26 protein-coding genes are annotated in these 26,984 nt (G+C 58.1%); 13 read left to right on the top strand and 13 right to left on the bottom strand.

What is annotated here, in order from left to right:
* Nucleotides 1-41: 41 nt before the first annotated feature.
* The 5 genes from E5J99_RS21920 to E5J99_RS17530 all read left to right on the top strand — a co-directional run bounded on the left by E5J99_RS21920 (nt 42) and on the right by E5J99_RS17530 (nt 5,115).
* Complete coding sequence (locus E5J99_RS21920) at nt 42-368, top strand: RDD family protein (RefSeq protein ID WP_167852197.1); 327 nt, start codon at nt 42-44, stop codon at nt 366-368.
* 54 nt (nt 369-422) lie between these two features.
* Nucleotides 423-713, top strand: a complete 291-nt coding sequence (locus E5J99_RS17545; protein ID WP_135499122.1) for a putative quinol monooxygenase — start codon at nt 423-425, stop codon at nt 711-713.
* Between the two features lie 217 nt (nt 714-930).
* Nucleotides 931-2,742: an ABC transporter ATP-binding protein gene (locus tag E5J99_RS17540; RefSeq protein WP_135499121.1), complete on the top strand. Its 1,812-nt coding sequence runs from the start codon at nt 931-933 to the stop codon at nt 2,740-2,742.
* Nucleotides 2,743-2,842: 100 nt separating this feature from the next.
* Nucleotides 2,843-3,463 carry a hypothetical protein gene (locus E5J99_RS17535; protein WP_135499120.1) on the top strand — a complete coding sequence of 207 codons (621 nt, stop codon included), beginning with the start codon at nt 2,843-2,845 and terminating at the stop codon, nt 3,461-3,463.
* A gap of 1,028 nt (nt 3,464-4,491) precedes the next feature.
* Nucleotides 4,492-5,115: a DNA-3-methyladenine glycosylase I gene (locus E5J99_RS17530; protein ID WP_135499119.1), complete on the top strand. Its 624-nt coding sequence runs from the start codon at nt 4,492-4,494 to the stop codon at nt 5,113-5,115.
* 219 nt (nt 5,116-5,334) lie between these two features.
* Here the strand turns inward: E5J99_RS17530 and E5J99_RS17525 are convergent, their stop codons facing one another.
* The gene (locus tag E5J99_RS17525) at nt 5,335-5,667 is read right to left on the bottom strand and encodes a hypothetical protein (protein ID WP_135499118.1); all 333 of its coding nucleotides are present in this window, start codon (nt 5,665-5,667) and stop codon (nt 5,335-5,337) included.
* A 12-nt stretch (nt 5,668-5,679) separates the two neighbouring features.
* On the opposite strand from E5J99_RS17525, the gene E5J99_RS17520 reads away from it, so the two are divergent.
* Nucleotides 5,680-6,735: a serine hydrolase domain-containing protein gene (locus E5J99_RS17520; protein WP_135499117.1), complete on the top strand. Its 1,056-nt coding sequence runs from the start codon at nt 5,680-5,682 to the stop codon at nt 6,733-6,735.
* A 25-nt stretch (nt 6,736-6,760) separates the two neighbouring features.
* Here the strand turns inward: E5J99_RS17520 and E5J99_RS17515 are convergent, their stop codons facing one another.
* Together E5J99_RS17515 and E5J99_RS17510 are read right to left on the bottom strand one after the other, a co-directional pair.
* On the bottom strand, nt 6,761-7,357 hold the full coding sequence (locus tag E5J99_RS17515; RefSeq protein WP_245319073.1) for an IS630 family transposase: 597 nt from the start codon (nt 7,355-7,357) through the stop codon (nt 6,761-6,763).
* A complete protein-coding gene (locus tag E5J99_RS17510; RefSeq protein WP_135499115.1) occupies nt 7,324-7,710 on the bottom strand; it encodes an IS630 transposase-related protein in 387 nt (128 codons plus the stop codon). The genes E5J99_RS17515 and E5J99_RS17510 overlap by 34 nt, the downstream gene beginning before the upstream one ends.
* 535 nt (nt 7,711-8,245) lie before the next feature.
* Here E5J99_RS17510 and E5J99_RS17505 point away from each other — a divergent pair.
* Together E5J99_RS17505 and E5J99_RS17500 are read left to right on the top strand one after the other, a co-directional pair.
* Entirely contained in the window at nt 8,246-8,947 is a 702-nt protein-coding gene (locus E5J99_RS17505; protein ID WP_135499114.1) for a hypothetical protein, read from the top strand.
* A 507-nt stretch (nt 8,948-9,454) separates the two neighbouring features.
* The gene (locus tag E5J99_RS17500) at nt 9,455-10,072 is read left to right on the top strand and encodes a hypothetical protein (protein ID WP_135499113.1); all 618 of its coding nucleotides are present in this window, start codon (nt 9,455-9,457) and stop codon (nt 10,070-10,072) included.
* A gap of 11 nt (nt 10,073-10,083) precedes the next feature.
* Here the strand turns inward: E5J99_RS17500 and E5J99_RS17495 are convergent, their stop codons facing one another.
* Complete coding sequence (locus E5J99_RS17495) at nt 10,084-10,719, bottom strand: class I SAM-dependent methyltransferase (protein WP_135499112.1); 636 nt, start codon at nt 10,717-10,719, stop codon at nt 10,084-10,086.
* An 838-nt stretch (nt 10,720-11,557) separates the two neighbouring features.
* Nucleotides 11,558-13,699, bottom strand: a complete 2,142-nt coding sequence (locus E5J99_RS17490) for a carboxy terminal-processing peptidase (protein ID WP_135499111.1) — start codon at nt 13,697-13,699, stop codon at nt 11,558-11,560.
* 480 nt (nt 13,700-14,179) lie between these two features.
* On the opposite strand from E5J99_RS17490, the gene E5J99_RS17485 reads away from it, so the two are divergent.
* Both E5J99_RS17485 and E5J99_RS17480 read left to right on the top strand, forming a co-directional pair.
* Complete coding sequence (locus E5J99_RS17485) at nt 14,180-14,587, top strand: hypothetical protein (protein WP_135499110.1); 408 nt, start codon at nt 14,180-14,182, stop codon at nt 14,585-14,587.
* A gap of 41 nt (nt 14,588-14,628) precedes the next feature.
* Nucleotides 14,629-15,363 carry a DUF3885 domain-containing protein gene (locus tag E5J99_RS17480; RefSeq protein WP_135499109.1) on the top strand — a complete coding sequence of 245 codons (735 nt, stop codon included), beginning with the start codon at nt 14,629-14,631 and terminating at the stop codon, nt 15,361-15,363.
* A 349-nt stretch (nt 15,364-15,712) separates the two neighbouring features.
* Here E5J99_RS17480 and E5J99_RS17475 read toward each other — a convergent pair whose 3' ends face one another.
* The 8 genes from E5J99_RS17475 to E5J99_RS22085 all read right to left on the bottom strand — a co-directional run bounded on the left by E5J99_RS17475 (nt 15,713) and on the right by E5J99_RS22085 (nt 23,923).
* Nucleotides 15,713-16,534, bottom strand: coding sequence for an enoyl-ACP reductase FabI (locus E5J99_RS17475; RefSeq protein WP_135499108.1), 822 nt, complete (start codon nt 16,532-16,534; stop codon nt 15,713-15,715).
* Nucleotides 16,535-16,700: 166 nt separating this feature from the next.
* Nucleotides 16,701-18,374 carry a DNA repair protein RecN gene (gene recN / locus E5J99_RS17470; protein ID WP_135499107.1) on the bottom strand — a complete coding sequence of 558 codons (1,674 nt, stop codon included), beginning with the start codon at nt 18,372-18,374 and terminating at the stop codon, nt 16,701-16,703.
* Nucleotides 18,375-18,665: 291 nt separating this feature from the next.
* Entirely contained in the window at nt 18,666-19,586 is a 921-nt protein-coding gene (gene porD / locus E5J99_RS17465) for a type IX secretion system protein PorD (protein WP_135499106.1), read from the bottom strand.
* On the bottom strand, nt 19,579-20,256 hold the full coding sequence (locus tag E5J99_RS17460; protein WP_245319070.1) for a phosphopantothenoylcysteine decarboxylase: 678 nt from the start codon (nt 20,254-20,256) through the stop codon (nt 19,579-19,581). Before E5J99_RS17460 ends, porD begins: the two co-directional genes overlap by 8 nt.
* A gap of 43 nt (nt 20,257-20,299) precedes the next feature.
* Complete coding sequence (locus E5J99_RS17455; protein WP_135499105.1) at nt 20,300-20,851, bottom strand: flavoprotein; 552 nt, start codon at nt 20,849-20,851, stop codon at nt 20,300-20,302.
* 16 nt (nt 20,852-20,867) lie between these two features.
* Nucleotides 20,868-21,212 carry a DNA-directed RNA polymerase subunit omega gene (locus E5J99_RS17450; protein ID WP_135499104.1) on the bottom strand — a complete coding sequence of 115 codons (345 nt, stop codon included), beginning with the start codon at nt 21,210-21,212 and terminating at the stop codon, nt 20,868-20,870.
* Between the two features lie 99 nt (nt 21,213-21,311).
* The gene (locus tag E5J99_RS17445; protein WP_135499103.1) at nt 21,312-22,136 is read right to left on the bottom strand and encodes an outer membrane protein assembly factor BamD; all 825 of its coding nucleotides are present in this window, start codon (nt 22,134-22,136) and stop codon (nt 21,312-21,314) included.
* Between the two features lie 56 nt (nt 22,137-22,192).
* Nucleotides 22,193-23,923, bottom strand: a complete 1,731-nt coding sequence (locus tag E5J99_RS22085) for an OstA-like protein (protein ID WP_135499102.1) — start codon at nt 23,921-23,923, stop codon at nt 22,193-22,195.
* A gap of 87 nt (nt 23,924-24,010) precedes the next feature.
* Between E5J99_RS22085 and tilS the strand changes: the two genes are divergently transcribed.
* From tilS to mdh, 3 genes are all read left to right on the top strand, one after another.
* A complete protein-coding gene (tilS, locus tag E5J99_RS17435) occupies nt 24,011-25,339 on the top strand; it encodes a tRNA lysidine(34) synthetase TilS (RefSeq protein ID WP_135499101.1) in 1,329 nt (442 codons plus the stop codon).
* A 35-nt stretch (nt 25,340-25,374) separates the two neighbouring features.
* Nucleotides 25,375-25,848: a hypothetical protein gene (locus E5J99_RS17430; RefSeq protein WP_135499100.1), complete on the top strand. Its 474-nt coding sequence runs from the start codon at nt 25,375-25,377 to the stop codon at nt 25,846-25,848.
* 119 nt (nt 25,849-25,967) lie between these two features.
* Nucleotides 25,968-26,906 carry a malate dehydrogenase gene (gene mdh, locus E5J99_RS17425; RefSeq protein ID WP_135499099.1) on the top strand — a complete coding sequence of 313 codons (939 nt, stop codon included), beginning with the start codon at nt 25,968-25,970 and terminating at the stop codon, nt 26,904-26,906.
* The last annotated feature ends 78 nt before the right edge of the window (nt 26,907-26,984 follow it).

The raw sequence follows: 26,984 nt of genomic DNA, 5'->3' as shown, positions 1-26,984 counted from the left end.
ACGGTCTGAAACTCGCGGGGGAAGGTGGGCATAGCAGAACGGTGTCGTTACCCAAAGCTAAGCCTGCCCTACCCGGCGGGTTTCTTTTTTGCCTCCTTACCAACCCCCAAAAGGCTAAAGTCAAGCTTATCTATAGTGCCTGGATGGAAACCACACCATATGCCGGCAGTCTTGGCAAGCATGTGATGGGGCTTAAAGTAGTAGACCTGGACGGGGAGCCCATTTCCCGCACCCAGGCTTGGGGCCGCAATATCACCAAGCTCGTTTCCTTCATTCCCCTGTTTATCGGAGCCTTGTGGATTCTGGTTGATAAGCGCAACCAAGCCTGGCACGACAAGGCAGCCAAAACCTTGGTGGTAGCACGGTAAAAGTGGTCAACCAGTATGGGAGGAAAGGCGGCCCTCACCTTACCGATAACTAACATGACTATCGAATACATCCGCTACCGTATTGCCGCCGAGCAGCAGCCCGCTTTCGTGCAGGCCATCCACAGTGCCAACGAGCTCCTGTCCCAGGATCCCGACTGCCTCGGCTACCAGCTCAGCCACTGCCAGGAAGACCCGGAGCTCTTTATCTGGCGCATCGAGTGGACCTCGGTGGAACGCCACCTCAACGGCTTCCGCAAGAGCCCGGCGTTTGGCGCGTTCTTTCAGCTGGTGAAGCCCTTTTACCAGAGCATTCAGGAAATGAACCACTACGCGGTGGTAGGGTAGAACGTCATGTCGACCAGCGGGAGACATCTCGCGTGGCCTCGTTGAGTTACTAATCAAACATCAGCACGCGGGATGTATCCTCTCTGCTTGATGCGCAGAATGGTCGACATGACGGGCTCTTGTTTAGTGCTTATTCCGTCAACGTAACCCTCCCAATAACCCCACCCCCCGCTCCCGCGTCTAACCGGACACTACCACACCGTCTGCTAAGCCGCTTATGAGTCTCTGGGAAATCATCCGCCGCCTGTATCCCTACGTGCTGCCCTACCGCCGCATGGTTGTTAGCACGCTGCTGCTGACGCTGGTGGGCTCGTTGGCGGCCCAGGTCAACCCGTTTGTGCTGCGCTACACCGTGGATACGGTGCAAAGCCTGCTCAACCGCAACCTCGGGCTGGCGCAGGGGGCCACCATGCTCATGTGGGTGAGCGTGCTGCTGCTGGGCAAGGAAATCACTAACACCTTTATCCAGTTCGGGCAGAGGTTCTACGGCGAGAAAATCCGCATCAGCGTGGCGAGCACCCTGTCGCAGGATGCCATTCACAAGATTCTGAGCTACCAGCTCGGCTTCTATTCCGACAGCGGCAACCAGACCGGCAAGCTCCAGACCCGCGTGGACCGGGGCGTGGAGAGCCTGATGAAGCTGGTGCAGAATTTCTTTATCGACATTCTGCCGTTGTTCGCCAACGCTGCCGTGGCCCTGGTAGTCATGTTTATGGCCAACCTCTACGTGGGCTTAGTAGCCGTGGCGGTGCTGCCCGTCTACTTCTGGATCAGCTACCGGCAGGCCGATAAGCTCAATGGTACCCGCCGGGCGCTGCGCGGACTACGCGAGGCCAAAAGCCAGGGCTTGGTGAACCTGATTGACTCGGCGGTGGTCATCAAGAGCTTCGTGCGCGAAGACTACGAGGAGCAGAAGCAGGCCCAGGTGCAGCAGAACCTGCAGGAAGCCCAGTTGGCCACCCGCAAAACCAACTTCCTCTACGACGGCCTCAAAACCTTCGTCGAGCAGGTAGGCGTGGTGCTCATTATCATCCTGACCGCCTACCTCGTGCTCGACCGCCAGATCAGCATCGGGGCCATCATGTTCCACATTCTGCTCTTCAACAACGTGTCGGCCCCCATCCGGCAGCTGCACCGCATCTACGACGAGATGAACGAGGCCCTCACCTACTCCGAAGGCTTCTTCGACATCCTCGACGCCGATGACGCGGTGGAGAAAACCGGCCCCCTCCAGCCCGACCAGGTACGCGGCACCTTCGACATCTGCCACGTCGACTTCACCTACCCCAGCGGCACCCAGGCCCTGCACGATGTCTGCCTGACCATCAAGGAAGGTACCACCACCGCCCTGGTGGGCCTCAGCGGGGCCGGCAAAAGCACCATCATCCACCTGCTCTGCAAGTTCTACGAGCCCGACAGTGGCCAGATGCTGCTCGACGGCCAGCCCCTGGCCGACTACGACACCCACGCCCTGCGCCAGCGCATCGGGCTGGTGCTCCAGAAAAACCACATCTTCAAGGGCACCATCGAGGAAAACATCCGCTACGGCGTGATGGACGCCACCTTCGAGCAGATAGAAGCCGCCGCCCGCCAGGCCTACCTCCACGACCAGATTCTGGAGCTACCCAGGGGCTACCAGAGCGACGCCCAGCAGCTCTCGGGCGGGCAGCAGCAGCGCATTGCCATTGCCCGACTGTTCCTCAAAAACCCGCCTATCATCTTCCTAGACGAGCCCACCGCCAGCCTCGACGCCATTGCCACCGAGCAAATCAAGAACTCGCTCGACGCCATCAAGCAGGGCCGCACGGTGGTCATCATCTCCCACAGCCTGGCCCAAATCGTGGACTCCGACTGCATCTACGTCATGAAGCAGGGCCGCATGGTGGAAAGCGGCACCCACGAGCAGCTCTACGACCTGCGCGGCACCTACCGCGAAATCTTCGACGCGTCGGCAAGGAGCCTGAATATCGAGAAGCTGGCGCGGGTGATGGTCGATGATGAAGATGAGGTGGGGGATACGGCCGCGTAGCGGCGCGATACGTAGCTCGGCTGCACATGCAGCCAGCTATTCAGTATTCAACCATATTTACCGAAGTTCTTAATTTCAGTATCGTTTATCTCCAACCAATATGCTTCGTGCTTCACAGTATGTTTCTGTCTTGTTGTTCTTGTTCAGTGGGTTAACGGCGTGCAAAAAAGAGGCAGAGGCGCCAACTGCCCCGGTACGCTTGTTTTCCAATGGTCGCGAAATAAAAGATGAGACTGTGAAGTGGCGGTTTGCCAAACAGTCCGGCACCTTTTTCACCGACCCGCCAACATTATCTGACCCCAATTTTTATGTGCAGTATCTAAAACCCGATACCGCAGTATTTGGAAAGAGCAGCCTGACATTCATTGACCGCCATAGCGGCGAACAACACCTGTTTTATTCCCCCTATTTAGTACAGGTCAGGAACCCGGATGATCTGCTTCGGCTGTGCCTGAAGTATAAAGGTCCTCTGCTTTATACTTTGCCTACCAATGGATACGCTTATCTGACCCAGGAAGTACGGGTAGGCTACATGCCCAACGGAGCCAGCAGCATTCGACTATCGGTGTTGCGCTACCGCTGTCGGCAAACCACGTCTGGATACATAGATATAAAGGGACTTCTGTTTAATGAGTTCGACGAAACCGTCATTAGCCGGGTTCCGGCTGGTGACACGGTGGCAATACAAGAGTCGAGCGTTACGATACCCGTTCAGCGCTAAGCTCGCCGCAATAGCTCGGCTGCGCCAGTAGCCCCCAACTGGCGCGAGTTTAGCGCAGCGTAACTCGTGACTAGCCATGACGTGGAGATTGTATCTCCACTGCCGCGCCAGCGGCAAGCCGGTACCGCGTCGGTAGCTGGTCGTTCGAATGGGGGAGGCACAGCCTCCCGGCATAGGAAGGCACAAGTTATGGCTGCGCCTAAACTCGCGCCAGCGTGTGTAGCCACCAGGCACTTCTCCCCCCGTTGTGCGTATCTTCCGTAGCTAACCGCCACTATGATGCCCCAGCTCACCCTTAATATGCCCGACCACCTGGCGGCCCACCTGGCAAGCCTATGCCCAGGCCTCTGGCGGCGCTGGTAGAGATGACCTGCTAAGCCTGACCACCTCCATCTGGCGCGAGTTTAGCGCAGCGTAACTCGTGCCCAGCCACGGCAGGGGAGGCTGCACCTCCCCTGCCACACTAACGGCGAGCCGGTAGTGCACAGCGACAAAAAGACGGTTCTAACAACCGCCAGTAGGCCTATACCGCCTCGCGCCCACCAGGCACAGCTCAGAGTTACACAATCGAAAAAAAATTATTGATTGTGTAACTCTGAACTGTGCCCTTGCAGGCGCTCGGCCATGCCGAGTGACGCCTCCGCTCTGAGCAGCTCGCGTGCTGACGTATGAGTAGCAATTCAACGACAGCACGCGAGATGTCTCGCGCTGCTCGACATGACGTTCTATTTTCTTCCTGTCCACACACTCCAGGGCCCTCCGGAGGTAACGTTAGACAATCGCCAACACCTGGGATTGGTTACAAACAGCGGGCCGGCGGCAACGACTGGCGAAGCATACCTTCGCCTTACACAAGAGCCATACCCAGCTTGCAAAACTTCCTTACATACCCTCTACCGATGATGCTTGTACCTTGCGCACCTCCAGTACGTCAGCATGCGCAATGCGTCGACTGCGCGGACGTCAGGTGAGGCATGACGTGCTGTTTGCGTAGTGCGTAAAGGCTCCACATTCATCTATACCACGTAATGACCGTACCGAATTCTGCCGGGAGCGAGCAGCAGAGTGGCCGCTGCCCGTGGGCTGACAACAGCGAATTGCTCCGCGCCTTTCACGACCATGAGTGGGGCGAGCCGGTAGCCGAGGCCGGCATTTTGTTCGAGTATCTGGTGCTGCACACGTTTCAGCTCGGGTTCGACTTTCCGGTGGTGCTCAAGCGGCGCGAGGGGTTTCGGGAGCTGCTGGCTAACTTTGAGCCGGAGCGCCTGGCCCGCTTCGACGAAGACGACATAGCCGGGCTACTGCTGAATCCGCGCATTTTGCGTAACCGCCGCAAGCTGGAAGCCACCGTGCAGAATGCCCAGGCCTGGCTGCGGCTGCGCCGGGAAGTGGGCGGCGAGGCCGGAATACTGCCGTTTTTCTACCAGTACGTGGGCGGCCGCCCCCTCGATACCCGGCGCAGCGCCACCAACCCGGCTCCCCTGACGACGCCGCAGAGCGAGGCGATGAGCAAGGACCTCAAGCGGCGCGGCTTCGTAATGACCGGCCCCATGACGTGCTACAACATCCTGCAGACCGCCGGGCTGGTGAATGACCATTGGCTGAGCTGCCCCCGGCACGCCGAGTGCGCGGCCCTCACCACGCAGGCTTAGCCCCAAGACTATGTCCGGAATAGTGTGTTTGCTTGCTCTGTCGTCCGCCTGTCGGAGCATTACTACCACACAGGTAATTCTCTCCGTCCGTCTGTCATCCATCATCTGTCATCCTGAGCTTGCGAAGGACCTTCCTCACCTACCCCACAAATCCTCTTACCAATGTACCAAAGCACTTTACCGCACAGGCAGCAATAGGCTTTGGACATTGAATAGCACTTATATACTTAAGCGAGGAAGCTCCTTCGCAAGCTCAGGATGACAGACGACAAGTAAGCAGATAACAGATGGAGCGGCAGCAATACTTCGACAAGCGGACGCCAGAGCATGCAGGATGTTTTTTTTACTGATTAGCTGCTTCTGCGGCACGGCATTCTTACCAAATGAAGCTATCCAGGAAATCTTCAGCCCGTCATGCTGAGCTTGTCGAAGCATCTCTACCGCTTCGTTGAAGAGCCCTGAGCGAAGCGGCAGAGATGCTTCGGCAAGCTCAGCATGACGGGCTGAAGTCAATTTCCAGACTTCCCGAACAGCTTCAATATCAACCCCCACTCTACATTTATAATGAAGCAGGCTTTTCTGAGTATTCTGCTCTTCTTCTCACAGCTGGGCCTCGCGCAAAGCAAGCTGGAGCGCATCATGAACGATGAGTTTAGCGCCGGGTATTTCAACGGGGCGGCGCTGGTGATCCGGAGTGGGCAGGTGGTTTTGCGGGTAAACAAGGGCGAGGCCAACAAGCAGTTCGCGGTGCCTATTACCGACAAAACGCGTTTCCCTATTGCCTCCATGACCAAGACCTTCACGGCCATTCTCACCCTGCAGCTGCTCGACAAAGCAGTGCTGCGGCTCGACGACAAGGCCGCCCGCTACCTACCCGAGTTGCCCGCCGACTGCCAGAACATCACCCTGCACGACTTGCTCACCCACCGCTCGGGCCTGAAAAATGAGCCCGCCCAGGCATACGCGGCCCGCTACCCACCGGCGGAATACGTGCAGAAGTATGTGGCCAGAAACCCTGCTGCGCCGGCCGCTACCTTCAATTACAACAATATCGACTACGTCCTGCTCACGCGCGTTCTGGAAGTAGCAACCCGCAAAAGCTACCATGAGCTGCTTGCGGAAAACATTCTGCGCCCCCTGCGCATGACCGACACGGGCGTGATACACGAGGCCCGCATAACGCCCAACCTAGCGTACGGCTACCACAACTACAGCTTTGGGGCCGGCACTGCGCAGGATACGCTGACCAACGACCTGCTGCCGTACCTATCCAACTATGCCGGGGCCGGAGCGCTGTATTCGACCCCAGATGACCTATATAAGCTGGTGCAGGGGCTGAAAGACAATCGTCTGCTGTCGAAGAAAGGCATGCAGCTGCTGACCGGCCGGCCGGAAAAGGCGGCGTTTATCGGCTACGCCCGTGGCTACCCAGGCCTGGGCTTTTACTACAACGACCGGACATTTGCCCAACCCGTGCTGGAGCGCCGCGGCAGCATCAACGGCTTCAACTCCGTGCTGCTCACCGACCGCACGTTCGACCACCTAGTTATCCTGCTGACCAACACCGACACCGCCGACCTGGAGAAGCTGGCCGACCAGCTCTACACCGAAAGCAGGTAACACCTCTCCTAGAGCAGTTTCACAGTCAGTGTACGTGATAGCCAGAGTGATTAAACCAGTTTTGCGCATCCTGGGTCGTTATCCAAGCCAGCGCGGCTTGCAAGGCGGCTGTCAGGGCCTCGCGGGTGCGGGCGGCGGCGGTGCGCAGATAGGTTTTGAGCTTGCTGAAGGCCCGTTCAATGGGTGTAAAATCCGGCGAGTAGGGCGGCAGGTACAGCAGCCGGGCCCCACGTGCTTCCACCAATTCGGCCAGGCCGGCCGCCTTGTGGACCCGCAAGTTGTCCAGTACGACCACATCGCCCGGCTGCAAGCCTGGTCCGAGCACCTGCTCCAGGTACACGGCAAAACTAGCCGTGTTCACTGCCCCGTCGAGTTCCATGACCGCCTCCACGCCCTGGGCCGAGAGAGCGGCCACCACCGTCACGTTGGGCCCGTTGTGCAGCGGTACAGCCGCGTCTACTCGCCGCCCGCCCAGGGCGCGGCCGTAGCGGCGGGTGTAGGTCAGGTTCACGCTCGTCTCGTCCACGAATTTGAAGCGGGTTACATCTTGGTGCTGCAGGGCTTCGAGAAAGTCCCGGCGCAGGCCCTTTACACGCTCGGTATCGCGCTCGGCAGCGTGCAGACTCTTTTTTTGCGCCGCAAATCCAGCGCTTGCAGCGTCTGCCAGAGCACGGTTTGCCCCACGGCGGGGCTGCCGGCGGCCACTAGTTGCCGGCCCAGTTCGGCCAGCGTCGCATCGGGCTGGGCTGCCACGCAGGCCGCGAGCCGGTGGCGGTCCACCTCCTGCAGGCGGGCCGGCGGCCCCCCGCGGTGGGGCAGGGCGGCCAGCGAGCCGCTGGTGCGCTGGCGTTTGAGCAGCTTCTCCACGAACGAGGTAGAAACGGCAAAGCGACTGGCCACCTGGCCAATCGTAAACTGCCCAGTGGCGTAAGCGGCCGCTACGCGTTGGCGCAAATCATCTGAATAGGCTTGCATAACGCAAGCTACCCTAAAAAACCCGTACACTCACTCTGAAATTGCTCTAGGCAGTGTGGACAGCATGTAAAAAGAACATCATGCTGAGCGCAGCCGAAGCATCTCGCGTGCCACAGTAATCACTTACCATAGTACGCGAGATGCTTCGGCCAGCGGATGCCAGATCAAGCATGACGTGCTATACAGACCAAAACAGCTGTTTCGGCTACTGTCCACACAGCCTAGATGGTGTAGCGGGGTTGGCAGTGCAAGAGCAACTGGGCAGACAGTCGTCCAACAGGCTCGCCTGATGATTTTCAGATACTACCCAACTGCGTAACGAACCCTGCCCGTGCTGCTGCCGAAGAAGCTGCCGCTCCTCCCGTGCGCCTCAACTGACTAGCGGAATGCAAAATAGCGCCAGCGCCAAGCCTCGGCGGGCTTTATTCCGGCTATTTCATGGGTCTTTGTGCGTCCGGTCCGTAAGCAGGGGCAGCGCGGCGCGGGATTTCTGCTCCGCCCCGGCCACTCTGGCCACTATCCAGTACCACTACCCATGAAAAACTTCACTGTAGAACGCCTTTCCTTTGATGCGCTCAGCGAGCTGCCCAACTCCTGGACCAACCAGGACTACACCGCCCTGCTGCACGAAATGGCCTACGACAACCCCGATGAAATAGAACCGGCCGAGCTCAAAGCCATGTGTCTGATGTCGCTCACCGACCTGGAGCCCACTGAAGCCGCACAGCTGGTGCTGGGCTACTTATTCGGGGAGGAGCTCACGACCGGGCAGATAGAAAACCTGGCCCACCAGATGCTGACCGAAAAGCTCTGGGAGGAAAACCCCCAGCTCGGGCAGCACGAAGGCTTTTTCAAAGCCACGCAGCTGTTGTATGAAGCCTACAATGGCAAATTTCCGCGCACCGAGGCCGTTCAGTTTCAGGTGCAGCTCACGGCTGAAAATGCCGAGGACCTGGCGGTGCTGGACGCCCAGCCCGAAGCCCCGCTCCTGCGCCTGCTGGCCCAGGGTATGCCCGACAATACCCTGCTCAAGCGCCTCTTCGGCGACCAGCTGGCCGGCACCAGCTTCCCCGAGGCCCCGCATATTATCTGGCAGCTGCGCACCATCCGGCAGGAAGCCGCCAGCGTGGTTCTGGAAGTCGTCAGCTCGGCTTACTGGCTCGATGACTTTAAGTATGCCGATACGTATGCCGCCACCACCCAGGCCGATGACGTAGCGGTGGCGGAAGAAGGCTAACAGTGTACTGGCGGGGTTGACTCAGTCAAAATACCGGAACAGTCCTGTTGAGCATTCGGCGCATCAAGCACAGAACGAAGCATCTCTACCACAGGGACAGTACGCTGGCACGCGAGAGGTCTCGCGGTGCTCGACATGATCTTCTCTGTACTGGCTGTTCATACCGCCTGGCGTATTCTTTCTTCTCAGTGTGAAAGCCTGGCTGTAGCGGCTTGTCCTTACCCAAAACTCAAACGCCCTTCCAGCCATGTGGCTGGAAGGGCGTTTTTGTGCGGTTGACTATCTGGTTTACCGCTTTTCAAGCATGGTCAGCTAACAAAAAGGACCTTGGCATTACCGCCGGGAAGCCGGAAAAAGATTTGGGTAAGGACAAGCTGTAGCGGCCGGGCTTTTTTGGGCGCAAGTCGCATTGGCGGACACTTCCCGCTTCTACTTCTTATGTTTGTATTGCCAGCTCCGGGCCGGGCCATTCTATTCTTGTTACCCCTACCTTCTTACTGCCACTCTATGTCGCGCACTACGTTATCCGTTGCTTGTGTATTCTTGCTCAGTACGCTGGGAGCCTGCGAAAAAAACGAGTCCAAACCCGCCCCGGATGTGCGGCTGCGCGTCTTTACACAAGCCGGCGAAATCACCAACGAAAAAGTCAAGCAGCGATTTATTGAACAGTCGCCCTACCCGTTTACCGTATCCTCGGAAATAGGCCCGAACGACTTTCTTCGGTTTGTAGCCCCGGACTCTGTTATTTTTGGTTTAAATGGCGTTCGGCTTGCCGTGGTCCAAACCGGGACGCAGCATTTGCTGTATGGCCCCTTGGCTCCCCAAGATCCAAATTTGAGCACCGAGGTGCGGGCGCTACTCAAGTATACCTCCCCTGTGGTACCCTTACCTCCGGCGACCGGCTACGGTTTTTTAACCAAAAACGTGTGGGTGGGATACGGCGACCGAAGCACTATGCGCATGCCGCTGTTACACTACCGGATCCGGCAGAGTTTTGGTGGCGGCAGCTACAACGACCTGGCCGGCGCGACCTTCAACGAATTCAACGAAGCGGCTATCCGCACCATCCGCCCCGGCGACACGCTGGCCGTGCAGGAGTCGAGCATCACAGTGCCGGTGCGCTAGCTCGCGGCAGCCTATTGGCCTGCGCGTTGGAACAGGAATGAAACCAGGCGCGGCGTGGTACTGCGGTCGTCCTCGTCGAACCACTCCCGCAGCTGCACGCAGCTGAAGTCGTGCCGTCGGGCGCTTTCCGTGAAGTCGGATAGATGGTGAACGTAGGCCGGCACCTCGACTACCTGACCTGCGGCCGTGTCGAAGCGGGCCTTGCTGCCTTGGTACTGCTTGAACGGGTGCAGCTCGCCGATGTAGAACAAGCCTTGGGGCCGCAACGCCAGCCGGGCCTGGGCAAAGATGTGGTCGAGGTCCGGAATATGTTCCAGAATGAGGCTGCAGGTGAGCAAATCGGCCGGCTGTGGCGCAAATTCCCAGGGCTGGGTGACGTTGGCTGCCTGGAACGTGAGATGGGGCAGCGGTAGTTTCCGCTGGGCTTGCCGCAGCATCTCGGCCGAGAAATCCACGGCGGTGAGGTGCCGGGCCTGCGTGGCCAGCCACTCCGTGTTCTTACCCGTGCCGCACCCCAGCTCAATTGCCTCGGGGTAGGCCCCGGCGGGAACAACGGCCCGGATGGCGCGAGCTTCCAGGTCGCGGGTGCGGTTGCGGATGGTATCGTAGCTGCCGGCCCAGGTATCGTAGGCTTGTTGGATCGTCATAGGTGCTGTTTAGGAAGTCGGTTTCGTGTCATTCCTTATCTAACGGCCGCTTGCCGAAGCATCTCGCTCGTGTCGTTGAACGGCTCCGACGAGGCAAGCGAGATGCTTCGGCAAGCGGACGCTAGATAGAGCATGACCGCCTGGAGTGTTCCGAACGACTTCCTAAACAGCTTCATACAGTTACAAGATCGGAAAAGCGCTGCTGAGTATTTCGCACCGTTCCCTGAAGCGTCAGACAGCGGCGCGCTACAAATAAAGAGGCTTTACCCTATTAGGCTGTGTGAACAGCAAGTGAAGCTGTTTAGGAAGTCTGGGAATTGACTTTTAAGCGTCATGCTGAGCTTGCCGAAGCATCTCTCCCGCAACAGTAATCAAATTACTTTGGCAACGAGGCGGTGAGATGCTTCGGCAAGCTCAGCATGACATTCTGACGACTTTCTAAACAACTTCTTTGCTTTTCGGGTCATGCTGAGTTTGCCGGAATCGACTTTGGTGAAAATTCCTAGGGCGGTTTCGGATTCCGTGTACGGAGCAGCAGTAGCGCGAACTTTGTAGTTCGCGTCGCCGCGCCGATAGAACGACTGCGAACAGCGTGGGGACGCGAACTACACAGTTCGCGCTACTAGTCATTGACTTCGAAACCGCTCTAAGCACGCTCTTACCAACAGGAATGCCCACCGTGAAGATTTCACGGCGGGCATTCCTGTTGGTAAAAGGCTAACTATCGAAGCTGAGTGGGAAGTGGTCCAGAACACCTGCGGGCGGTTAGAGCAAGCAGGACCGCCTTTTTGCCAAAACAGAGCTTTCAGGCACGGACTACCCTTGCGAAATCAGCGCCTTACAGCTGATCCTGTAGCACGGCCACGGCTTCGCGCAGGGTCAGGTCTTTGCGCAGGGGCTGCACAAAGCGGGCCGCACGGCTGCTTTGCGTAGTGTCGGCGGGCGCGGCGGCCAGTGCCAGCGGGACTACGTCGAGGGTGGGAGCCGCCTGCTGGGTTTCCTTGAACTTATCGGTAGCAGCGCGGGCCAGCTGCTGCTCAGTGCGGTAAGCCGCCAGATTCAACGAGACGAGCGTGGTTTCGCGGCGCTTGGCCATGCCGTCTACCGCATCCGTGAGCAGGCGGAAGGCCGCGTTGGCGGCTACGCGCTGGCGGCTGGCGGCGGCCAGCTTATCCAGGGCGGGAGCAGCGGCCCAGGGCTGGTAGCGGGCAGGCGTGATTTCGTCCCAGGCCAGCGGGTAGTCAGTGTCCTGTTCGCCGTCGGCCAGCGTGCTATAGGCGTCGGGCACCATGATATCGGGCGTCACGCCTTTGAACTGCGTCGAGGAGCCCGTGACGCGGTAATACTTCTGAATGGTCATCTTCAGCGAGCCAAACGGCTTGAGGCTGGCCAGCGAGGGGTTCATGATATCATCGAGCTCAAACACGCGCTGCACGGTGCCTTTGCCATAGGTGGTGTTGCCTACAATCACGCCGCGCTTGTAGTCCTGAATGGCCCCGGCCAGAATCTCGGAGGCGGAAGCGCTGTACCGGTTCACCAGTACGGCCAGCGGACCGTCGTACTGCACCTGCGGGTCGGGGTCACTCACAACTTCAGCGGCTCCCTGCCGGCTTTTTATCTGCACCATCGGGCCATTGGCCACAAACAGGCCGGCCATTTCGGCCGCGTCCTGCAGCGAGCCGCCCCCATTGAAGCGCAAATCGAGCACAACGCCCTGCACGTTCTCGCGCTTGAGCTTTTCGAGCTCGGCTTTCACGTCGGCAGCCGAGTTACGGCCCCCGTTGTGGTTGAAGTCGGCGTAGAAGCTGGGCAGCAGGATGTAGCCGATTTTCTTGCCGCCTTCGTTGATGATGGCCGACTGAGCGTACGTTTCTTCCAGCACCACCACGTCGCGGATGATGGAAATAACCCGGGTGCTGGCGTCGGGCTTGCGCACCGTGAGGCGCACTTCCGTACCCTTTTTTCCCCGAATCAGCTGCACGGCTTTATCCAGGCGCATTCCCTCCACAGCCACGGGCTCGGCCGGACCCTGGGCCACGCGCAGCACCACGTCGCCGGCTTTCAGCTCGCCCTGACGGTAGGAGGCCGAGCCGGGCACGATGTAAGCCACCACAATATGGCCGTCTTTCTCGCTCATCTGGGCACCAGTGCCCTCCAAGCGGCCGGTCAGGGCAATATCAAAGTTGGTTTTGTCCTTGGGGGCGAAATACTCGGAGTGCGGGTCGAAGGTGTTGGCAATAGTGTTGGCAAACTCGGCCAGGCGGTCGGCGGCATCGGTCTGGCGCAGGTCGCTGAACGACTCGTCGTAGTACTTCAGCACCTGCTTGCGAGCGGCCGCTTCGAGCTGGGCGGGCGTGCGCACCGGAGCCGACAGCGTCGCATCGGAGGGCCTGGCTTTGGTGGCCGCCAGCGACTTAGTTGACTCGCGGCTCTGCGCATCCATCAGCTCCGACACGCGCACCATGGTCTGGTACTTGAGCAGGCGCCGCCACCGGTCGCGGCGGGCGGCGGCATCAGCCGGGTAGCTCAGCTTTTCCGGTTCCGTTTCCAGGGTTTCTTGGGCCGAAAACTCGAACGGCTGTTCGAGCAGCTCCCGGTACAGCACCTGCGCTTCCTGCACCCGCTGGTCGAGCAGTTGGGTACTCAGGTCCAGGAAAGCGTGCTTGCCCTGCTTCACCTCGTTGTCGATGGTCGTCTCGTGCTGTTGCAGCCGCTTGATGTCGGGCTGCAGCAAAAACCGCTTGCTGGCATCCAGACGCTTCAGGTAAAGAGCATACACGCGGCGCGAAAAAGCGTCGTCGAGCTGCTCGGGCTGCACATGGGCCACGCCCAAGCCCTGAGCAACAGTAGCCAGCAGCACGTCTTTTTTCTGGGCGGCCAGCGCGTCGGACTGTTGGGCAAAGCTACTGGTAGAAAGTAGCAGCAACAGGCCCGGCAGCAGCGCGGCGCGAAATCCGGAGAAGGTGTGAAATGAAGCCATAGGGTAAGGACAACCGAATAAAGACGAAATACTACTGGGCATTTGCCGGGCTGCTGCTCGCGCCTCGATAACGCGGCCAAGCTACGCTCCTGGCGGGCTGGGCCCAGGTGGTAGCGGAGCGGACCAGCAGTAAGACACAGGCCCGCCCGGCAAGTTGCATAACGAATAACTACCCGGCAGTAGTTCACCGGGCCGGCCCCGCAGCCCGGCCCCGGCCGTGTAGTCAAGTCCTTTCGCGTGGTGCTGGCCCTCACTACTTATGAAGCTGTTCAGGAAGTCGGTATACCTAATTCAGACCGTCATGCTGAGCGAAGTTGAAGCAGCTCTGCCGCAATGGCAACTACTACCACAACGAAGCGGGAGAGCTGCTTCGACTTCGCTCGGCATGACCGTTTGACGACTTCCTAAACAGCTTCTATGCATCTTTACGGCACTGAGCGGCCCTCATCAATCCCTTTTTGAAGCCGTCTCTTCTGCATTATGATCAACTCACTATACCGGGGCGACGGGAGCATTTATCTGACCATTGAGCGTAACGAGCAGCACAACTGGAATTATGCCTGCTGGTATGGCCGTCAAACCCTGAGCACGGTGATGGATGGCGGCCTCACCTACGTGGATATGCTCCGTGCCGCGCCCTGCCCCAAGCTGCTGAATGACCACCGGAATCTGGTGGGCACCTTCACCGATTCGAACGACTGGATCCAGCAGGTCTGGACGCCGCTCATCATGGCGGCCGGGCTGCGCTATTTTGCTCAGGTTGTGTCGACCGATATTTTCGGCCAGCTTTCCATCGAAGATTTGCAGCACCGCATCGGCGAGCAGCTGGATATGCGCCTCTTCGACAGCCTGGAACCGGCCCAGATCTGGCTGCAGAGTCAGCCGTAGCGGGGCCGGGCAGTGGCCACTTCCGTCTCCCGGCAGCGGTATTGCCGGCTGGAGTATGCTGGCACGCGGGTATTAGCCAGTATTACAGTGCTTTATTTCCTCTTATACCTCCTCTATCCAGCGCTGCTTTTATCCGGCACCACTTTCCTGGTTTACCCCTGAGTATCGGTCTTTTTTATCGTTGGCCTATTGGCATTCGGTTCGATTTGCAGGGCGAGCATTCCACTTATCTGCAGCCCAATCATCCTGAGTATTTACCAAACAAACACTACACCTATAACGAGCTGTATTTCCAGGAAGTAAGCCACCGGGCATCGACGTTATTCCACGCAGCCTTTCACCCTGATGACGAGGTTATAGTTGTTTATCAAAAGTCCAATCATAAAAGGAGCCGAATTAAAGACTCACATTTTCTCCTTCGTCAGCTGGGCATCACTAAAGCCGATGCACTGTTCAGGAAAATCGCCAATCCATATCAGCATATCTGGCGTTTTGGCAAATGGATAAGGATGTATTTCACCACCACCACCTCCACTATTCCTCTACGAAACATAGCGGCGGCAATTGCCAACCAGGATTTTGGTGGCAGAAGTCCGGTAATACGTGGTGACGTATTTTTCCTGAACGTCAGTCGGAGCCTTATTTTTCACATGTACGACGACCGGGGGCTTGACATAATAGCCGTTGATAAAGAGACTCTACAGCCTCTGTTTGCAACCTATAACAGATGGATACCGGACTACGACCGCGAAAGAATTGAAGTAACTTTCGCTTAGAGGCTGTTTAGGAAGTCGTCAAACGGTCATGCTGAGCGAAGTCGAAGCATCTCTCCCGCTTCGTTGCCAATCGTCAGGCGAAGCGGCAGAGATGCTTCGACAAACTCAGCATGACCGGTTTTAATAACTCAAACAGCTTCTTAGAGCGGATTTCATGTTGCTGTACAGTAGTGCGAACTGTGTAATTCGCGTACCAGAACGACAATCGTTGGGTCGAACCGTTCAGGCACGCGAACTACACAGTTCGCGCTACTCCCTTGGCCCATACACCAGCCTGAAATCCGCTCTAGATATCCAACAAGAAAGCCCGGCCAATTAGCCGGGCTTTCTGCATAACCGGAAACCGGAATTACGAATTCAGCTTCGTAATAGTCTCCACGATGTCTTCCGAAATACCGGTGCTGCTGAAGCCGCCGTCGTGCAGCAGGTTCTGCATCGTCACATAGCGGGTCAGGTCCGAGAACAGGCTGACCACGTAGTCGGCGCAGGCTTCGGCGGGCGCGTTGCCCAGCGGCGACATTTTATCGGCGTAGTCGTAAAACGCGTCGAACCCACCCACACCGGTGCCGGCCGTGGTTTTGGTCGGCGACTGCGAAATCGTATTTACGCGCACGTTCTTGAGCTTGCCGAGGCGGTAGCCATAGTTGCGGGCAATGCTTTCGAGCACCGCTTTGGCCTGCGACATGTCGGTGTAGTCGGGAAAGACGCGCTGGGCCGCGATGTAGGACAGGGCTACCACCGAGCCCCATTCGTTGAGGGCATCCTGCTTTTCGGCTACGGCCATCATCTTATGAAACGACAGCGCCGACACGTCCAGGGTTTTCATAAACCACTCGTAGTTCAACTCGCCATAGTTCTTGCCCTTCCGGATGTTGGTGCTCATGCCAATGCTGTGCAGCACGAAATCGAGCTTGCCCCCCAAGTGCTCCTGGGCGCCGGTAAACAGCTTCTCCAGGTCTTCCATCGACGTAGCGTCGGCCGGAATAATAGGGGCCTCGCACTGCTCCGAGAGCTTGTTGATCTCGCCCATACGCATGGCCAGCGGGGCGTTGGTGAGCACGAAGCGGGCTCCTTCGGCGTGGGCTTTCAGGGCAACTTTCCAAGCAATGGATTTTTCGTCGAGCGCGCCGGAGATGATGCCGACTTTGCCGGCGAGGATGTTGGTGGACATATTGTGGAATGGTGAGTTTTAGTGTTTGACTTGCAAAAGAGGCAAAAAAAATAGGAACGTCCTGCGGCTCGTCGCCGATGCCTCTTTTTCGCGGCAGCAACCAACGTTGCTATACCCGTGAAAAGGCCTCGACCAAGCGCCGCAGGACGTTCTGAAAACCTACTTTTTACCCTGCCACGATTTCACCCCGCATGGCCAGCAGCTCGCGGGCACTCTGGAAAGCATTTTCGCTCGGCCTGGCCCCGGCTATCATGTGGGCTATTTCGCGCACCCGCTCCTCGGCCGTAAGCTCCCGAATGCGGCTCACGGTGCGGTCGGCGCGGTCTTCTTTATACACGAAGTAGTGCGCGTCGCCGGCGGCAGCCATCTGGGGCAGGTGCGAAATGGCCACGAGCTGGTGCTTTTTGGCCATCTGCTGCATCATCCGGCCCACTTTCACCGCAATTTCCCCCGAAATACCAGTATCAATCTCATCGAACACGATGGTCGGCAGGGCCGTTTTGTCGGCCAGCATGTATTTGATGCACAGCATCAGGCGCGAGAATTCCCCACCCGAAGCCGCCTTGCTCAACGTTTGGGGCTGCGCCCCTTTGTTGGCCGTAAACAGAATGCTGACGATATCGGTGCCGCTGGCCGTGGGCAGCCCCATGCTGTGCTGTACCACGATGCGCGCGTGCGGCATGCCCAGCTCGGCCAGCAGCGCCACCAGCTCTTTCTCAAACTTGGGAAACGACTTCCGGCGGCTCTCCGACAGCTTGGCCGCCTGCCGCGTCACGGTGGCCAGCGCGCCGTCGGTGTCTTTGCGCAGCCGGGAAAGCTCCTTGTCCAGATTGAGCACCGAGCCCACTTTCTGGCGTAAGTCGTCGCGCACGCCCATCAGCTCGGCCACGTCGCGCACCTGATGTTTGCGCTGCAAATTGTAGAGCACGTTCAGCCGCCCCTGTAGCTCGTCGATGCGGGCCGGGTCGCCTTCGGTGCGGCGCTCAGCGGCTTCCACTTCATCTGCAATGTCGTGCAGCTCAATCAGACAGCTGTCGAGGCGCTCCTTCAGGACTTTGAACGTATCGGCGTAGCCCGAAATCTGGCCCAGCATGGTAGCGGCTTCCTTCATGCTGCCGGTGGCGCAATATTCGCTTTCGCTCAGGCTCTGAAAAGCCTGCGTAAGCTTGTATTTAATTTCCTCGGCGTGCTCAAGCTGCTTTATTTCCTGCTCCAGCCCTTCCTGATCCTCATTATCGAGGCGAGCTTCTTCGAGCTCCGTCAGCAGAAAGCTGTGGTAGTCCAGCTCTTTGTTGGCTTGGGCTATCTGGTCTTCCACCATTTTCAGGTCAGCCTCCAGCTTGCGGTATTGCCGGTAAGCGTTGCTATAGTGGCCCCGCGTGGGCACCAGGCCGCCATACAGGTCGAGCAGATTGAGCTGGAATACGGCATCGCCCAGCAGCAGCGTATCGTGCTGGGAATGGATATCCATCAGGTTCGCGCCGATGTTGCGCAGGGTTTCCAGCGTCACGGGCGTGTCATTCACGAAGGCCCGCGACTTACCCGACGGACTGATTTCGCGCCGCAGAATACATTGCGCGTCGTAGTCCAGATCTTCCGATTCGAAGATATCCTGGAGCTGGTAGCTGGAAATATTGAACTGGCCTTCAATCACGCACTTCCGCTGGGTGTCAAACAGCATCTTCGAGTCGGCACGGTTGCCCAGCAGCAGGCCAATGGCCCCCAGCATGATGGACTTGCCGGCCCCGGTTTCGCCCGTAATAATATTCAGCAGCGCGGACGGCCGCAGCTCCAGTTGCTCAATCAGAGCGTAGTTCTGTATGCGAAGATCAACCAGCACGGTTTTGCGATTAATTGGCAGGAATGAGCACGAACCACTACCCTATTGCATCCAGCTCCCATCCGCTGCGCCCTGTTTTCTCTGGGCAGCACAAGCGAAGAATCCGGTACAGAGTACTAAGAGCGTGTTTGGGAATTGTCATGCTGATGGGGTTTTCGCTAATTCTCAAACACGCTCTAAAAAGAGGTTGCGCCGTCGTTACAACTAATAAAATTAGTTGATTTGATTGACACAACAAGTTCGGGCCAAATAATTTAGCAACGACCACCGCTATATAGCCGCTTCCCAGCCTTATGGCTGACGCATAATGGTTTGGTACTTGGCCGAGTTCGTCGGGTCCACCTCCGTCAGCATCGTAACTACTTGCTGCTTCTGCTGCTGATCCTGCGCGGTACGGAAGATATCGGATATCTCACTGGACTTCGTGTCGAAGAAAGCCCGGGCCAGTAGCGTACCGGGCCGGCGGATAGCGGCCTGCTGCACGCCCTGCAGCGCCGCAAATACATTGGTGCGGGCCTCGTCGGGCTTCTGAACGAAAATATCGAGTCCCTGCCGGTAGTAGGCGTAAATACCCGTACGCAACGCCTCCAGCTGCGGGTCCTGCAGGTTGTTGAGCAGCCAGTAGCGGTTGCGCGACTCGGAGTCTTTCCAGGCGGGGTCTACTTCGCTGGTAAGGGTCTGGGAGGATGCGTTGGTCAGAATATTGCGGGCCCGGTCGTAGTAGGGCGAGCCCCCCAGCTTGGCAAAGCTATCCTGATCCATGCCGATAATAATGTAGGCGTAGAAGCTCAGCAGCGACGACAGATTGGAAACAAAGGTATTTTCCGAGTAGTCAATCGGGTTCTGGGGCGAGTAGTTGAACACCCAGCGCTTATCGGCGAAAGAAAGCAGACTGGTTTCGTAGCCGGTGCCATACACGGGGCGCGACGTCACGATGCGCGCCGTCGCCTCGTAGGTGCCCGACTGCGGAATAGCGGTGATACCGACGAAAATCCGGCATCGGATGCGCTCCTCCGGCCGGTAGGTCTGATTGGTCCAGGAGCGGCTGTTCAAAAACGACTGCATGTCGTTTTTCATCTGCTGAATCAGCTGCCGATCCGACACGGTGACGTTTTGAGTGCTTACCTCCACTTCGGCCAACAGCTCCTGGGCCTGCCCGGAGCGAGCCAGCACCAAGAGCAGACACAGCAGAGGAATCAGAATTTTACGCATCGCGAAGAGAAAGGCGGGCAAGAACAGTTCGGACAATATCGTGGGCCACGGCGGCTTTGGGCTTCAACTCAAAGATAGTCATTTGGCCCGCCGCATCGAGCAGCGTCACTTTGTTGGTATCATGACGAAAGCCAGCCCCGGGGTCGCGCAGAGAATTGAGCACGATTAAATCGAAATTCTTGCGCTGCAGCTTGCCCCGGGCATGGGCTTCCTCATCATTGGTCTCTAACGCAAAACCGACCGAAAATTGTTCAGGCCGCTTGGTTTGCCCCAGCGTAGCGGCAATATCCACGTTCCGGACCAGCTCCAGCGTCAGCGTGTCCCCAGCCTTCTTAATCTTATTCGGCGCTACTTCGCGCGGCCGGTAGTCGGCCACGGCGGCGGCAAACACCCAAACATCGGCTTCGGGCGCGGCGGCGGCGGCGGCGCCATACATCTGCGCGCCCGTTTCGACACGCGTTGTCCGAATTTGGCTATTCGCCGGGTCGGGCAGAGTAGTGGGGCCGCTAATCAGCGTGACCTGTGCCCCACTTTCGGCGAAGGCCTCAGCCAGCGCGTAGCCCATTTTGCCGGTGCTGTGGTTACCGATAAACCGAACCGGGTCGATGGGCTCGTAGGTAGGCCCGGCAGTTATCAGGACGCGCATTATTGGGTTTGATTTGGCAGACAAAGGAACGGGTTACGCTCAGCGGGCAGAACAGGTTTGTCTTATTCTATTCACTGAAAAAACGCTCCAACTCCTGCACGATATCCTCGGGCTCCAGCATGCGTCCGGGGCCGGAAAGGCCACTGGCTAGTTCTCCCACCGGTGATTCCAGCACGTGGTTGCCGAAGCTGCGCAGTCGCTCAAAGTTGTGGGTCACGGCCGGATGCACGTACATATCCAGGTCCATAGCCGGGGCGAAAAACACCGGACAGCGGGCCGACAGATACACGGCCGCCAGCAGATTGGGGCAATGCCCGTTGGCGAGCTGCGCCACGGTATTGGCACTGGCGGGAGCCACCACCAGAGCGTCGGCCCATAACCCTAGCTCCACATGGTTGTGCCACTGCCCGGCGGCTTCATCCCGCAAAAAGCTCGTCAGCACCGGTCTTTTGGACAGTGTACCCAACGTCAGGGGCGTGACAAAGGCCGAGGCGGAGGCCGTCAGAATGACTTGCACCTCGGCCCCGGCCTTTAGTAGTAGCCGCACCAGCATAGCAGATTTGTAGGCGGCAATACTGCCGCATACTCCCAAGATGATCTTGCGGCCTTGCAGCGACATGGCGCGAAACGGCAGCTTACTCCGCCGCCCGAACTACTGGAACTTCCTCTTCGGCGGGAGTGCGGAAGGTCACTTTACCGTCCATAAACTCTTCGATGGCCAGGATAGTAGGCTTCGGCAACCGCTCGTAATGCTTGGAAATCTCAATTTGCTCGCGGTTTTCGAATACTTCCTCCAGGTTATCGACGGTGGTAGCAAACTCGGCCAGCTTGCCGTTGAGTTCCTCTTTCAGCTTTATCGAAATCTGATTGGCGCGCTTCGAGATAATGGCAATCGAGGCGTATACGTTGCCGGTTTCGTGGGTAAACTCCGACATGTTGCGGGTCACGATAGAAGCGGAAACGGTGTTCGGATTTTTCATATGATGCAGAGTCTTTAGGTTCTGATGGAAAACAAGCGGATGCCGGAGTCTGGCGCCGCACACAACGACCTCCAAGCTACGACATCCTGCTGTTACAATTTATTTTGCCGCCGTGTCGGCGGGCTTGAGCTTATTAATCTCTTCCCGGGCAGCGGTGTACATGGTTTCGGCAGCTTTCAGGTTCCGGCTCTGCGGGTAGTTATCGATGAAGAGCTGATAGAACGACAGCACTTCCAGATACCGCTCCCGCTGCTTTTCCGTTACGCTTTCCCGGGCTAAGTCGTACTGGGCGTTGAGCTTGAGAAACGCGGCTTCCTCATTGAAAGCCGATGCCGGATACTGCTGCTGAAACGAGTTGAAGGCCGTAACGGCAGCCTGGTAGTAGCGCACGTTGTAGTACAGCTTTGCGCTCTGATAGGCTTTGTTCTCCAGCTTTTTCTGCAGCTCCTGCGACATACTCTCTGCCTCGGGCCGGAACTGGCTCGACGGATACCGGTTCAGAAAGTCCTGAATTGACTCCAGGGCCGAGTACGTGTTGGTCTGGTCCAGCTCAAACTCCGGCGAGTCACGAAACAGTGACTTGGCGTTCAGGAACGTCGCTTCCTCGGCAAAAGTCGAGTTAGGATACGTGTCGGCAAACGACTTGAAGTAGTAGGCGCTCAACACGTAGTTGCGCTGGCGGTAGTTGGTGTTGGCGAAGTAAAACTGAGCCTTTTCAGCCTCCGGGCGGCCTTTGAGCAGCGGAATCAGGTCTTCCAGCAAGGTGCCGGCCTTGAAAAAGTCGCCTTTGTCGTAGTACTGCACGGCGGCCTCGTACTTCTTATTGACGTCGCTGCTCTTGAGCAGCTTTTGATAACCGGAGCACGAGCCAAGCAGCAACGTACTCACGAACAGAACAAAAAAGGCGGGGCGAAAAGACAGCATAGGGGGCGCAAAGGTAACGGATTGCAAAGCCGAATCAAAGATAGACCGGCGGGGCCTTATTTAACCGCGCGTGGCGCGGGCACTTTGGAGAGAGGTGCAGGCTTGGCAGCGGGCTTCGTCGCTTTGGCCTTACTAGCCGGGGCTTTGGGCTTCGCCGCAGGCTTCACCCTGGGTTTACTGGTCGTTTTGGGTTTGGCTTTGCTCTTCGCCTTGGGCTTGGCTTTCACCGGCAGGGCGAAGTGCTTACCTAACACCAGGCGGCGCGTGGGGCGTTCCGCCACCCGCCAGCTAAAGCCTTTGAGCTTCTTGTCCTCCGCTTTGAGTTCATGGGGGGGAATAAAACTGGCATCGGGGTTGGTCAGAAAGGATATCGTTTGGAGTTTGCTCTCGGCGAAGCGCAAGGCCATGTTGGCACTCACGGCTTTGTTGAGGCCTGTCACAGTCGTGTCGCCTTCAAGAGCAAAGTAGAGGCTCTCGGCGTTGCCAAGCACGTCCACTTTTTTTAGCTTGCTATCAACGAAGTAGCCCACCATGTTGCGGCCCTTCACCTGGTTGAAGTTCAGAATCGTGTCCTGCCCGATAATAAACGAGTTGGCGTACAGACGGATCTGGTCAATTTTTTTGCGCCGCTGCCGTATTTCCATGCTGTCGGCCGTCAGCTGGTTGTTCTCCGACCACAGCACCGGATTCTTGTTCAGATAGATAATCGAGTCCTGCCGGTCGTAGGTCAGCGAGTCGCAGCGGCCCTGCAGGTCTTTGCGGAAGATTTTCACTTTGGGATAGGCATACAGCACACCCGCTGCATTCAGAGGCGGCCGCCCCTCCACGCTCACCAGCGTATCGGCGGCCAGATACAGCGTGTCGTTGTCGGTGATGTTGCGCATCACGGGGCTGCTACCATACACTTTGGCCTTGCCCAGCCCGCGCCAATACTTGCCCACGTCGCCGCGCAGCACCAGGTTGTCCTTCTTCGACGTCATCGAGACGTGGCCGGTGGCAATGCCATACTGCCGCGCTTCGTCGTACACCAGCTTATCGCCCCCGAGCAGGTAGTTCGGAGTCTCGATTTTGGCGTTGCGCTGGAAGTTCGAAACCTTGGTCAGGGTGTTATACGTGCCGTTTTCGGCGTACACGTTGCCCTGCTTACCCGTGATGCGCGTGGGGCCAAAGAAGTAGGCAATCTTCGACAGCGTGTTGTACTGCAGCGTGTCGGTATCGATTTTATTCTCCTTGGTCACCAGCTTCACATTGCGCTTGAAGCTGAATACCTTCGACGTGGTATTATAGTACCCAAACTGGCTGTCCAGCGTGTTTTCGGGGTCCACGAGGTGGCCGCCGGTGCTGTAGTAGGCCAGGTTTTTATCCAGGTCGTAGTCGAGTACGTTGGTCGTGAGCGTCATGCGCGGGTCGCGCATCACCACGTTGCCCGTCATGCGGGCCTTGCGGGTGTCGCCGTCGTAGGTGGCCTGGTTGCCGGTAATGGTCACGGTATCGTTTTGCACGATACGCACGTTGCTGAAGGCTTCCAGCGCGTTCTTGTCAATATACTGGTAGGCCGAGTCGCAATACAGCAGCGTGGTGCCCTGCCGGAAGCTCACGTTCCCAATCAGCTTCCGGATTTCGACGCCGTTGAAGGTGCCGCCAATCAGCTTTTCGGTGCCGGGCAGCAGCTCGATACGCTGGCCCTTGGGCGGCACGGCAGCGGCGGGCCGGGGGCGCTGCTGGGCCCGAACCAGCAAGGGCAGGGCCGCGAGAAAAAGCAGAAAAAGAATCTTTACAAAACGCATTTCGGGGGCAAAGGTACGGAAGGCAGCCCGGTAACGCCCATCTTTGCAGGCTAGTGCCCACCGTTGCCTTCCCGAATCATTTTTTGTATGCTTGACCGTGTCCGTCAGTTTGTTGCCGAAAACGAGCTTTTCTCTCCCGCTACCGATTATGTGCTGGTGGCCGTCAGTGGCGGCATGGACTCGGTGGTGCTGGCCGACGTGCTGCACCGCCTGGAAATAAAGTTCGCCATTGCCCACTGCCACTTTGGCCTGCGGGGCGAGGAAGCCGATGCCGACGAGGAATTTGTGCGCAAGCTGGCTAAAAAGTACGAAGTGCCCTACTTCGCCGAGTTCTTCCAGACCAAAGAGTTTGCTGCTCAGGAAGGTATTTCGACCCAAATGGCGGCCCGCACGCTGCGCTACACCTGGTTTGAGCGTATCCGCCAGACCCAGCAGCTCGACTGCATCGCTACGGCTCACCACCAGCGCGACGCGGCCGAAACCATGCTCCTGAACCTGACCCACGGCACCGGCCTAGCCGGGCTGCACGGCATTAAGGCCAAAAACGGCTTCATCGTGCGGCCCCTGCTGGGCGTGGGCAAGGAAGATTTGTTCGAGTATTTGGTCGAAAACCGGCTGACGTGGCGCGAGGACGCCTCCAACGACAGCACGCTCTACCAGCGCAACCGCCTGCGCCACGATGTACTGCCGGTGCTGCGCGACATCAACCCCAACCTCGACCAGACCCTGCACATCACGGCCGAGCGCGTGGGCGGAGCCGAGGAAATCGTGCGGCGCTACGTGGAAGACACCACGGCCCAGGCGCGCCGCGACGAAGCCGAAGTCACTTACCTGAACATCCCGACCTTACAGCGCACCGCCGCTACTACCCTGGTATTGCATGAGCTGCTGCGGCCTTTTGGCTTCTCCTATGTGGTGGTGAAGGATATTGTGGCGGCCTTCGGGGCCGAGTCGGGCCGGCGCTTCGAGTCGCCGACGCACCTGCTGGTGAAAGACCGGGACCAGCTGGTGATTAAGCCCAAAACGCTCACCAAGTTTGGCACCTACCAGCTACAGGCCGGCCAAACGGAGCTCAAAGCCGAAGGCCTGAATCTGCGGGCTGAGCTGAGCGAGGCGACCGGGCTGGAAATACCGCGCAGCAAATCGGTGGCAGCACTGGATGCCGACCGGCTGCAGTTTCCGCTCACGGTGCGGCGCTGGCAGGAGGGCGACTGGTTTATGCCTATCGGCATGAAAGGCAAGAAGAAAATCAGCGACTTTCTGATTGACCAGAAAGTGCCGCTCAATCTGAAAGACGACGTGCGGGTGCTGGTTACGGCCGACCAGAAAATAGCCTGGATTATCGGCTTCCGCCCCGACGACCGGTTCAAGATAACCGAGGAAACCCAGCGCGTGCTGACCGTGCGGCGTATGTAGCGTAGCGGCCTATACTGCGGCTAATTCCTAAGTTCATGAAGTACCTACACGTATTCTTCCTACTCGTTACAGCTGCCGTACCTGGCTGCGTCAGTGACAGATGCGAAGCGCCGCTCGACGCATCCGAGACGGTGGTTCCGCTACGGCTGCTCAAGGCCAGTGGCACCCAGGACGTATTCACCCCGCCCGCCCGCTACTCCCGGGATTCGGTGGTGCTGCGCGACGAGCAAGGCCAGCTGGTGCCGCTACTGGCTGGGCAGAAGGATTTGGAGCCATTGTCATTCTTTTTGCTTGACAAGGACAACGATCCGCAAATAGGCCCATTGGTGAAGAGGCAATTTATCCTCTACCTGTCAAAGGCGGATCAGGATACCATTCGAGCGGAATACGTGCTGTTTGAGAATGACTGTGACAGACCGCAATTCAGGACGCTTAAGCTGTATTACAATGCCGTACAAGTTCACGAGAACAGCACCTCTATACCCGACCTGCTCATTCGCAAACGGTAAAGAATAGCGTCCGGGCCTTACCTGCTTGGGTCAACTTTCGCAGAAAACCACCGCCTGAAACTCGTTTTCGCTTAGCTTTACAACCGCGAATAAAATTCCTAAACCCAACCCATCACCCGATGAAAGTTACCGTAGTTGGGGCTGGCAATGTGGGCGCTACTTGCGCCGACGTTTTAGCCACCCGCGAAATCGCCAACGAAGTTGTTCTGGTTGACATTAAAGAGGGCTTCGCCCAAGGCAAGGCGCTGGATATCTGGCAGAAGTCCCCCATTATTGGCTACGACTCCCGCACGGTAGGCGTCACCAACGACTACAGCCGCACGGCTGGCTCCGAAGTGGTGGTTATCACCTCGGGCCTGCCCCGCAAGCCCGGCATGAGCCGCGACGACCTGATTTCGACCAACGCCGGCATCGTGAAATCGGTGACGGAGCAAGTGGTGAAGTATTCGCCCAACGCCATCATCATCGTTGTGTCGAACCCGCTGGACGTGATGACCTACCAGGCGCACCTGTCCTCGGGCCTGCCCCGCGAGAAGGTGTTTGGCATGGCCGGCATCCTCGATACGGCCCGCTACCGCGCCTTTTTGGCCGAAGCGTTGAATGTTAGCCCGAAAGACATTCAGGCGGTGCTCATGGGTGGCCACGGCGACACCATGGTGCCCCTGCCCCGCTATACTACCGTAGGCGGTATTCCCGTAACCGAGCTGATCGGCAAGGCAGAGCTGGACGCAATCGTGCAGCGCACCGCCGTGGGTGGTGGCGAGCTGGTGAAGCTGATGGGAACCTCGGCCTGGTATGCGCCGGGTGCCGCCGCAGCCCAAATGGTGGAAGCCATTGTGCGCGACCAGCGCCGCGTGTTCCCCGTCTGCATCAAGCTGGAAGGTGAGTACGGCATGAACGGTGTGTACCTGGGTGCTCCGGTTATTCTGGGCAAGAACGGCATCGAGCGGGTTATTGAGCTGCAGCTCAACGACGACGAGAAGCAGCTGCTCGAAACCTCGCGGGGCCATGTGAAAGAAGTAATGGATGCCCTGGACAAGATGACGGCCAACGCCTAATCCTGCTAGTAGCACCAGAAAAGCGGCCGTTCTGCATCAGCAGGACGGCCGCTTTTTTTATCTTCACTTCTTCCAAAT

The organism is Hymenobacter elongatus, from assembly GCF_004745955.1.
GTDB lineage: Bacteria > Bacteroidota > Bacteroidia > Cytophagales > Hymenobacteraceae > Hymenobacter > Hymenobacter elongatus.
Note: the sequence above shows the minus strand (reverse complement) of the source record. Positions and strands in the feature narration are given on the sequence as shown.